General features: G+C 73.5%; 2 protein-coding genes. Both read right to left on the bottom strand.

Annotated features, from left to right (window positions below; translation table 11 throughout):
- Positions 1-172: 172 nt before the first annotated feature.
- A complete protein-coding gene (locus tag AB0G16_RS15655; RefSeq protein WP_362804786.1) occupies positions 173-3406 on the bottom strand; it encodes an amino acid adenylation domain-containing protein in 3234 nt (1077 codons plus the stop codon).
- Positions 3406-10458 carry an amino acid adenylation domain-containing protein gene (locus AB0G16_RS15650; protein WP_362804783.1) on the bottom strand — a complete coding sequence of 2351 codons (7053 nt, stop codon included), beginning with the start codon at positions 10456-10458 and terminating at the stop codon, positions 3406-3408. Before AB0G16_RS15650 ends, AB0G16_RS15655 begins: the two co-directional genes overlap by 1 nt.
- Positions 10459-10739: the final 281 nt, after the last annotated feature.

Raw genomic sequence — 10739 nt, 5'->3', positions numbered from 1 at the left:
CCCCCAAGATCCCCAAGGGCATTGACCGTCCAGAATCACCGCAGGTCACAGTGCTTGGTTAGACGGAAGGTGACCGACCACTTCCCTCTGTCGCGAACAGGGGAGCCGGACGGTCACCTGACGTCATGGCGCGTTGACCGAAAGCAAGTGGCCGAAATGCCTATTTCGGCTGTCAGTTCACGACCCGGTCATCCCGGTCGTAGTCGTCGGCGATCCGCTCGGCCTCCTCGTCGGTCAGCCGGTCGATCTCGGCCGCCAGCGTCCCCTCCACCACCAGGGCCAGACGGCGGACCGAGCGCGTGTCGAACAGGGCGTTGAGCGGAAGGTCGATCCCCACCGCCGAGCAGATCCTGGCGACCACCTTGGTGCCGAGCAGCGAGTGCCCGCCGACCTCGAAGAAGTCGTCGTCGATACCGAAGCCCTTGCGGCCCAGCACCTCGCACCAGATCTCGTGCACCAGTTCCTCGCTCGCCGTGACCGGAGCCGCGGGCGGGGCCGTCGCGCCCGCCGCGGCACCGTCGGCGCCGGCGGGGGAGGGCAGCGCGGAGCGGTCGAGCTTGCCGTTGGGCAGCCGGGGCACCGGCCCCAGCGGCACGAAGACGCTCGGCACCATCGTGGCGGGCAGCCGCGACGCCAGGAACGCCCGCAGCTCCCCGGACGGCACCCCGCCCGCCACGCCGCCCGCCACGGCCGCGGCCTCCGCGCCGTCGCCGCCGTCGCCGCCGTCGCCACCGGTCACGGTGGCGGTCGCGCCGGCGGGGGCCATGTCCACGTACGCGACCAGTGCCCGGCCGCCGGGGGCGTCGTCGCGGACCGCGGCGACCACCCGGCGCACCCCCGGGTACGCCGCCAGCGCCGCCTCCACCTCGCCCAGCTCGATCCGCACCCCGCGCACCTTCACCTGGTCGTCGGCGCGTCCCAGGAACTCCAGGGTGCCGTCGGCCAGCCGCCGCACCAGGTCGCCGGTGCGGTAGAGCCGCGCCCCGGGCACCCGGGAGAACGGGTCGGGGACGAAGCGCTCGGCGGTCAGGCCGGGCCGCCCCCGGTACCCCCGGGCCACCCCGTCGCCTCCCAGGAGCAGCTCCCCGGCCACCCCGGCCGGTACCGGCTCCATCCGCTCGTCCAGCACGTACGCCGTCGTGCCCGCGACCGGCGTGCCGATCGACATCGACTCCGCGTCGTCGGGCACCCGGTAGGCCAGCGACCAGATCGTCGTCTCCGTCGGCCCGTAGAGGTTCCACAGCTCACCGGCGACCCGCCTGATCCGCCCGGCCAGCGCCACCGACAGGGGCTCCCCGCCGCTGAAGACGCGGGGCAGCCCGGCCGGCAGCCGTTCCACGATCTCCTCCAGCACCGACGGCGGCGCCTGCACGGTGGTCACCCCGGCCCGCGTCACCAGCTCGGCCAGCCCGCCGTTCCCGTACGGGGGAGCCAGCACCACCGCGCCCCCCGCGGTCAGCGGGCCGAAGATCTCCAGCGCCGCGATGTCGAACGAGAGCGAGGTCAGCAGCAGCATCCGCTCCCGCTCGGTGAAGCCGAACCCGGTGACCAGGTTCACCACCCCGCGGTGCGGCACCACCACCCCCTTGGGCCTCCCCGTGGAACCCGACGTGTAGATCACGTACGCGGGCGCGTCCGGGGAGAGCGGCTCCGGTTCCAGCACGGGCCCGCCGTTCATGGGCAGCGCGTCCATCAGGATCGCCGGGGGATGGTCCGGCGGCAGCCGCTCCACCATCGTCGAGCGGGTCAGCAGCAGCGGGCTGCCCGAGTCGGCGAGCATGAAGGCCAGCCGGTCCGCCGGGTAGTCCGGGTCCAGCGGCACGTAACAGCCGCCCGCCTTGAGCACCGCCAGCAGCGCCACGAGCAGCTCCGGGCCGCGCGGCAGGCAGACCGCGACCGGGGTCTCGGCCCGCACGCCGCGCTCGCGCAGCCGCCGGGCCAGCACGCCCGCCCGCCGCTCCAGCTCCCCGTACGTCAGCTCGCCCTCGCCCCAGACCACCGCGGGCGCGTCAGGCGCCCGCCCCGCCCGCTCGGCGATCAGCTCGTGCAGGCAGCGCTCCGGGTAGGAGGGCGCGGGCCCGTGCCAGGAGGACAGCACCCGCTCCCGCTCCGCGCCGTCCATCAGCGGCAGCCGCGACAGCGGCAGCCCCGGGTCGGCCACGGCGGCGCCGAGCAGCGTCAGGAAGCCCGACACCAGGCGGCGGATCGTCGCCTCGTCGTACAGGTCCGTGCTGTACTCGATCCAGCCCTCCAGCGCCCCCTCGGGGTTGTGCAGCTCCATCGTCAGGTCGGTCTGGGAGGTGCCGTTCCCGTACCGGCCGCGCCCGTCCACCGCGACCTGGTTGAACCCCACCTGGAACAGCGGCGTCCTGCCGGGGTCGCGCGGCGGGTCCACCACCTCCACCAGCTTCGCGAACGGCACGTTCTGGTGGTCGAACGCCTCCAGCACGGTGGTGCGGACCCGGTCCAGCGCCTCGGCGAACGACGGGTCGCCCCCCAGGTCGCTGCGGAGCGGCAGCGTGTTGACGAACATGCCGATCAGCCCGTCCAGCTCGGGCAGTTCGCGCCCGGCCACCGGGGAGCCCACCACCACGTCCGTGCGCCCGCTCCAGCGCGCCAGCAGTGCCGAGAACGCCGTCAGCAGCACCATGAACGGGGTGGTGCCCCGCTCCCTGGCCAGTGTGCCCACCCGCGCCGACAGCTCCTCGGGGACGGTGAAGTCCAGCGCGTCGCCCAGGTAGCTCAGCTGCGCCGGGCGCGGCCGGTCGCCCGGCACCTCCAGCGGGACGCTGCCGCGCAGCCGCTCCCGCCAGTAGGCCAGGTCGGCGTCGAGCTCGCCGCCGCCCAGCCGGTCACGCTGCCAGGCCGCGTAGTCGGCGTACTGGATCGGGAGCTCGGGCAGTTCCGGCGCGCGGCCCTCGCGCAGCGCCAGGTAGATCTCGGCCAGCTCCCGCGAGAACACCCCGGAGGACCAGGCGTCGAAGACCGTGTGGTGCATGACGCCCACCAGCCGCCGGCGCCCACCGCCCAGCGTCACCAGCCGCACCCGCCAGAGCGGGGCGGCGTCCAGGCGGAAGGGCCGGCGCGCGTCCTCGGCGGCGATCCGCTCGAACTCCGCCGAGGCCGCCTCGGGCGCCAGGCCCGACAGGTCCGTCCTGGCGAGCGCGGCCGGCGCCCGGCCCGCGATCGTCTGCACCACCCGCTCGTCGCGCAGCTCGAACGCGGTCCGCAGCGACTCGTGCCGGCCGGCCAGCGTCTCCAGCGCCCGCTCCAGCAGCTCCGGATCCACCGGTCGCAGAGCGGTCAGCTCCGAGACCCAGGCGATGTTGTAGACGGCCAGCTCCGGCATGAGCTCGTGCAGGAACCAGATCCGCTCCTGGGCGAACGAGGCGGGGAAGACGTCCATCACACTTTCTCCTTCAGGCATTCGCGGAGCTGCTCGGCGATCGTGGGCAGGGCGGCCGTCTCGCCCAGGGTGGCCAGCCAGTGCCACTGCTCCAGGGCGTGGCAGAGCCGGTACAGGGCCAGGCGCTCGGCCCAGTCGTCCGGCAGGTCCCCGTAGCCCTCCAGCAGGTGGCGCCGCAGCTCCTCGTCGCCCCTGACCGCGAAGTAGTCGGTCCGCGCCAGGTCCATCAGCGGATCGCCGCCCAGCGCGTTCTCCATGTCGATCACACCGGTCAGCCGCAGCGGCCCGTCCGCCGCGCCCGATCCGTTCCGGCCGTTCAGGCCGCTCAGGCCGTCGGCTCCGTTGAGGCCGTTCGCCCTGTTGAGGCCGTTCGACCCGGCCGCTCCGTGCGAGCCGTTCGCTCCGGTCGAGCCGTTCAGGCCGGCCGTTCCGTTCGAGCCGGTCGTTCTCTCGACCATCACGTTGCGTTCGTGGAAGTCGTAGTGGCACAGCACCGGCTCGGTGCAGCGCGCCAGCAGGTGCCGGTCGCGCCCGATCCGGGCGGTCAGCTCCGCGTGCAGCTCCGCCTCCCCGCCGAAGTCGACGAACTGCGCCAGCAGCGTCTGCGTCCGCGCGCCGAACCAGGCGTCGTTGGTGGGCTCCGTCGGCCCCTCGATCGGCCCGAAGGCCTCCACCCGCACGCCGTGGATCGCCCGCAGCGTCCGGCCCATCTCGCGGTAGAGCGGGGCGATCTCCTCGCTCGACAGCCCGGAGGACACCTCCGACAGCGGACGCCCGGCCACCTTCGTCATCACCGAGTACGGGTAGGGCAGCTCGCGCCGCGAGTCGTCCCAGTGGACCACCTCCGGGCACGCGGCGCCGCTGCCGCGCAGCAGCTCGTAGACGCCCACCTCCTTGTGCAGCCGGGCCGCCAGCACGTTCGGGTAGATCTTCACGATCAGGTCCCGGTCGGCGCACGCGACCTCGTACACCGCGCTGATCTCCCCGCCGGTGCGCAGCCTCACCCCGCGCACCTCCACGTCCGGGCACGGCCCGCGCAGCAGCGCCCGTGCCCTCTCCACCGGCAGCGGCATGGTGATCGCCTTGGCGAACGCCGGGGCGGTCCACGACACGCTCACCCGGTTGCCCGTCCGCTCGCGCAGGATCTGCGCGCCCACCAGGTCGTCCGGCGGCGCGTCGGGCATCTCGTCGTCGAACGTGGACAGCACCCGGGTGCGCATCGAGATCAGCACGTGTACCGCGATGCCAAGGCCGAGCACGACGTACATCAGCGCCACGCCGCGGCCGGGGCCGACGCCGATCACCGCGCCCACCGTCGGCGCCAGCGCCCCCTCGGGCATCATCAACGGGTTCAGCAGCCGCTCGCCCAGCGGCGCGACCACCGCCATCCCGATCGGCAGCGTCGACCACGACACCATCTGGTTGAGCGACTGCACCCGGCCGTGGAAGCGCTGCGGCACCTTGGTGTGGATGATCGTCAGGAAGGTGCCGTTGACGATCGACAGACAGCCCCACAGGCCGAACGCGCCGATCCCCACCACCAGCGCGGAGGGGTGCAGGCCGGTGATCACCGCGAACACCGAGAGCGCCAGCGTCGCCAGCAGCACCCCGCGCATCCGCCGCCGCCGGGGACCGCCCCACAGCGCGATCACCATGCCGCCGACCGCCCCGCCCAGCCCTCCGACGAAGGAGATCTGACCGGCGACCGTCAGCGTGGAGAACGACAGCACCAGCGGCGTGATCGACAGCAGCAGCGCGGCGAGCATCACGTTGAGCGTCGCGAAGTAGATCATCGCCGCCCGCAGGTGGCGGTTGCCGATCGACATCCGCAGGCCCTGCCTGATCTCCTTGGAGAGCGGCTCCCTGGGCGAGTGCGCCATCGTGTCCGGGAAGCGGATCACCAGCAGGGCGACCAGCACCAGCACGAAGCTCGCCACGTCGACCACCAGGATGCCGCCCAGGCCGATCGTGGAGAGCAGCGCCACGGCCAGCAGCGGCGCCGCGAACTGCGCGGTGCCGATCACCATCTGGACCACCCCGGCCGCGTGCCCCATGTACTCCTTGGGGACGAGCTGGGGGAGCGCGGTGGTGAAGCCAAGCCGCTGGAAGATCAACGCGATCGACAGGCAGGCCGTCAGCGGGTAGATGTGCCAGATCTGCAACGTGTCGGTCCAGAACAGCGCGCCCAGGACGAGTTGCGTGCCCCCGGCCATGCAGTTGCCCAGGATCATCATCGTGCGCCGGCTCGACCGGTCCACCAGCGCTCCGGCCAGCGGCGCGATCAGCACGCCCGGCATGATCGACAGCACCACGAACAGGGCGAAGTCCACCAGCGACCCGGTGGTCAGGTAGATCCACACCGGGATCGCGAAGTCGGTGACCGCGGTGCCCACCATCGACACGAGCTGGAACACCGAGACGATCAGGAACCGCCGCAGGCTGGGCGGTGGCGCCTTCCGCGCGGAGCCCGTGGAGCCCGCGGAGCTCGTGGAGCCCGGGGGCCTCGCGGCTCTCGCGGGTGTCGTTCTCGCCGGCGCGGTCCTCGTCGCCGGTGTCGTGGCCGTGACCGTGGTCGTCGTCGGTGTCGTGGCCGTGGCCGTCGTCGTGGCCGTCGCCGGATCGGCCTCCTCCGGCTCCGGGGAGCGGACGGAGACCTCCTCGACCCACCAGCCCGCCACCGGGCCGCGGGAGGGCCGGTCCAGGGTGTCCGCGGCCCCGTACCCGATGGCGATGTGCGTGTTGGTGAGGATCTCCGACAGCTCAGCCGCCCGATATTTCAGGAAATAGTGACCGGCTTCATCCAGGATCACCAGCGCGGCCGTGTCGCTCAGGAAGTGCCACTCACGGTAGCGCTCCAGGTAGTAGTCGGTCGTCGGGTCCTGCTCGCCCACCACCGAGATCACCGGCGCCCGCAGCCGCTCCACCCGCTCGGCCAGCGCCCGCGTGAAGATCTCCTCCGCGATCAGCGTGTCCTGTCGCTGGTTGCGCACCATGAACCGGACCTGCTCGTCGTCCAGCCCGGAGATGTCGGTGCCCATCGACTTCATCCGGTTCTCGTACACCCGGTCGCCGCGCAACCGGTCGTAGCGGGTCAGCCGCGCCAGCGGCCCGGCGATCCGCCCCCGGGGCCGGGCGAAGGGGAAGATCGCGCCGATGTACACCGCCTCCAGCGCGCGGCCCCGCGCCTCCAGCCGCCGCGCCACCTCCACCACCAGTGCCCCGCCGATGCCGCAGTGCCCGTACAGCGCCAGCGGGCCCTCCACGTTCGCCAGGATCTCCTGCACGCACAGGTCCGCGACCTCCTCGAACGGCCGGGTCTCCTCGTCCGGCAGCCCCGGGTCGTGCCCGGGGAAGGCCAGCGCGTGCAGCGCGCACCCGTCCGGCAGCGCGTCGGCCAGCGGCTGGAAGATCAGCGGGCTGCCGCCGCCGTACGGCACGCACACGTACGTCATCAGCCGCGGTCCCGGCGCGGTCAGCTCGTACAGCAGGCTCCGCGGCCCCGACGGGCCCGCGGGCCGCTCCACCAGCGCGGCCAGCTCGCGCACCGTCGGGTGCTTGAACAGGTCCATCACCCCGACCGCCCGGCCCCCGACCGTCGGCAGCGCCTTGCGCATCCGCGCCACCGCCTGGATCGCGACCAGCGAGTGACCGCCCAGCGCGAAGAAGTCCCCGTCGGCGCCGACCGACTCCACGCCCAGCAGCTCCCGCCAGATCTCGGCGATCGCCCGCTCCACCGGCGTCCGGGGCTCGGCCCCGGGCTCCGCCGTCTCGGCGGGCCGGCCCGGCGCGGGCAGCGCGGCGCGGTCCAGCTTGCCGTTCGGGCTCAGCGGCAGCGCGTCCAGCACCACGAACGCCGAGGGCACCATGTGCTCGGGCAGCGTCAGCTTCAACGCCCGCCGCAGCTCCGCCCCGTCCGTCGCCGCCCCGCTGCCCGCCCCGGCCGTCGGCCCGTCCGCCGCCCTGGCCGAGCCGGTCGCCGAGCCGGTCGCCGAGCCGGTCGCGCCGTCCGAGGCCGGGACCACGTACGCCACCAGCCGCCGGTCTCCGGGCGCGCCGTCTTCCCGTACCGTGATCACGGCCTCGCGCACCCCGGGCAGCTCGCGCAGCGCCGCCTCGATCTCGCCCGGCTCGATCCGCTGCCCCCGGATCTTCACCTGGTGGTCGATCCGCCCCAGGAACTCGAGGGCGCCGTCACGGCGGAGCCGCGCCAGGTCACCGGTGCGGTACAGCCGCGATCCCGGCTCCCCGAACGGGTCGGGCACGAACCGCTCGGCCGTCAGGCCGGGCCGGGCGTGGTAGCCCATGGCCACCTGCACCCCGCCGATGTGCAGCTCCCCGGGCACCCCGAACGGCACCGGGCGCAGATGCCCGTCCAGCACGTACAGCGACGTGTTCCGCACCGGATGCCCGATCGGCACCCTGTCGTCACCCGGACGGCACCGCCACAGGCTCACGTCGATCGCGGCCTCCGTCGGCCCGTACAGGTTGTACAGCTCCGTGCCCGGCAGCCGGTCGAAGAGCCGCCCGGCCACGTGGGCGGGCAGCTCCTCGCCGCTGCACACCACCCGCCGCAGCGACCCGCACGCCTCGACGCCCTCCTCCTCCAGGAACGCCGCCAGCATCGAGGGCACGAAATGCGTCGTCGTCACCTTCCGGTGCACGATCAGGTCGCGCAGGTACGCCGCGTCCCGGTGCCCGCCGGGACGGGCAAGCACCAGCCGCGCGCCGGTCACCAGCGGCCAGAAGAACTCCCACACCGACACGTCGAAACCCGCCGGCGTCTTCTGCAGCACCACGTCGTCGCCGGTCAGCCGGTAGACCTCCTGCATCCAGCCCAGCCGGTTGCGGATGCCCGCGTGGCTGTTGGGCACCCCCTTGGGCCGTCCGGTCGACCCCGAGGTGTAGATCATGTACGCCGCGTCCGCCGACGTCGCCGAGGCCGCCGACGGCTCCGGCGGCGTGCCGGGCCCGTCCAGCGGCTCGTCGAGCACCACCGTCACCACGCCGGGGCCGCCCGGGCCGTCAGGGCCGTTCGTGCCGTCAGGACCGTTCGTGCCGCCCAGGGCCGCGTCCCGCAGCTCGGGGAGCGTCTCCAGCACCGCCCGCTGTGCCAGCAGTACCGGCACGGCCGCGTCGGCCAGCATGAACGCCAGCCGCTCCGGCGGGTAGTCCGGGTCCAGCGGCACGTACGCCCCGCCCGCCTTCACCACGCCCAGCAGCGCCACCACCAGCTCGATCGACCGCTCCGCGCACACCGCCACCAGCGAACCGCGCCGCACCCCCAGCTCGCGGAGCCGGTGCGCCAGCCGGTTGGCCCGCGTCTCCAGCTCCGCGTACGTCAGGCGCTCACCCTCGAACTCCACCGCCACCGCGAGGGGCGTCCGCGCCACCTGCGCCTCGAACATCCCACCCAGCGTCGCCCCGTCCCGGTACGGCTCACCCGGCCCCGGCGCGCACGCCAGCACCCGCTCCCGTTCCTCGGCCGACAGGACGTCCAGTTCCGAGACGCGTGCGGCGGGGGTGGCGACGACCGCCTCCAGCAGCGTCCGCAACTGCGCGGCCATCCCCTCCACCGTGGACGCGTCGAACAGGTCGCGGTTGTAGACGAACAACCCGCCCATGCCGTCCGGCTGCTCGGTCAGGAACAGCTCCAGATCGAACCGCGTCGCCCTGGCCTCGAACTCGAACGGCTCCACCTCCAGCCCCGGCCAGCGCGCCGGCTGCCTGCTGCCGTAGCTCTGCAGCGCGAAGACCGTCTGGAACACCGGCGAGCGGCTCACGTCCCGCTCGACGCCCAGCTCCCCGACGAGCTGCTCGAACGGCAGCTCCTGGTGCTCGTACGCCTCCAGCGTGGTCCGCCTGACCCGTGCCAGCAGCTCCGAGAACGTCGGGTCGCCCGACAGGTCGGCCCGCATCGCCAGCACGTTCACGAACATGCCGATCACGCTCTCCAGCTCCCGGCGGGGCCGTCCGCCCACCGGGGAGCCGACCGCGAAGTCCTCCTGGCGCGCGTAGCGTCCCAGAAGCACCTGGTAGGCCGCGAGCAGCACCATGTACAGCGTCGCGTCGGACTCCCGGGCCAACCGCGTCAGCCGTTCCGTCAGCCCGGGGCTCAGCGAGAACCCCTGGGAGGCACCCGCGAACGTCTGCTCGCCCCGCCGCCGCCCGTCCAGCGGGAGCTCCAGTGGCGCCACCCCGGTCAGGCGCGACCGCCAGTACGACAGGCTCGCCTCCGAGGTGGGCCGCTCCCGCTGCCAGAGCGCGTAGTCGCCGTACTGCAGCGCGGGCGCGGGCGGTTCCTTCCCCGCGTAGCAGGCTCCCAGCTCCTCGGCCAGGATGTCGGCGGACCAGCCGTCCCCGCAGATGTGGTGAAGGGCCACCAGCAGCACGTGCTCCTGCGCGTCCTGGTCGTCCCCGGCCCCGAGGGCGTCGCCCGGGTCCCCGGCCCCGCGGACGTCACGGACGTCACGGACGCCGGGGGTGTCACGGGCTTCCGGGGCGTCGGGAGTTTCGTGGCCGTCGCGGGGCTCGCCGGCGTCACGGGCGTCACCGGCGTCCGGGGTGCCGTCCACCCGGACCAGCAGCACCCGCAGCAGCGGCCCGCACGACAGGTCGAACGGCGCCGCCGCCGCGTCGCTCACCAGCCGCAGCGCCTCCCGCAGGTCGGCCGCGCGGGCCCGCTCCAGCGGGACCTCCACCCGCTCCTCGACCACCGCCGACGGGCGGCCGTCCTCGTCGGACGGGAAACGGGTCCGCAGACTCTCGTGCCGGGCGATCACCGCCCCCACGGCCCGCTCCAGCGCCGCCACGTCCAGCCGGCCCCTCAGCCGCAGCGTCATCGGGATCGTGTACGCGGCGGTGCCCGGGGCGAACCGGTCCATGAACCACAACCGCTCCTGCCCGAACGAGAGCGGAGCCACCTGCCCCGCCGCCCGCCGGGGGATCGTGAACGCCGGATCCGGCGCGCGGCGGCGTAACCGTTTCTCCAGCAACGCTCGCTTGGCCTCGGAGAGCTCGGTGCTGCTGGGGGATGGGCCAGGCGAGGAGGTCACGCAGATCTCACTTTCCGCGGGGAGTCGGGCACGCTCCGCGGCGAGGAACGCGCCGGATCGCTACACGACCACTTCCCCTTCGTCGGGATAACTGACATCCATGCATATCTGCCGAAGCCAGTTGAGATCAACGAAAATCAGGATTGAAGTCACGATTCGTTCATGCGGTGTTCCGCTCGCGCGCCGTTCCCTTCACGCCGCGTCCCGTCCGTATCGCGTTCCGCTCACCCGCGAATCGTTCGCCCCGGATTCCCCCACGTCGCCCCGCCACCCGAACCCGC

Source organism: Streptosporangium sp. NPDC023615 (assembly GCF_040640155.1).
In the GTDB taxonomy this organism is placed as follows: Bacteria; Actinomycetota; Actinomycetes; order Streptosporangiales; family Streptosporangiaceae; genus Streptosporangium.
Note: the sequence above shows the minus strand (reverse complement) of the source record. Positions and strands in the feature narration are given on the sequence as shown.

Excerpts from the sequence above, each read along its gene's own strand:
- AB0G16_RS15655 (WP_362804786.1), bottom strand. The coding sequence starts at position 3,406 with ATGGACGTCTTCCCCGCCTCGTTCGCCCAGGAGCGGATCTGGTTCCTG.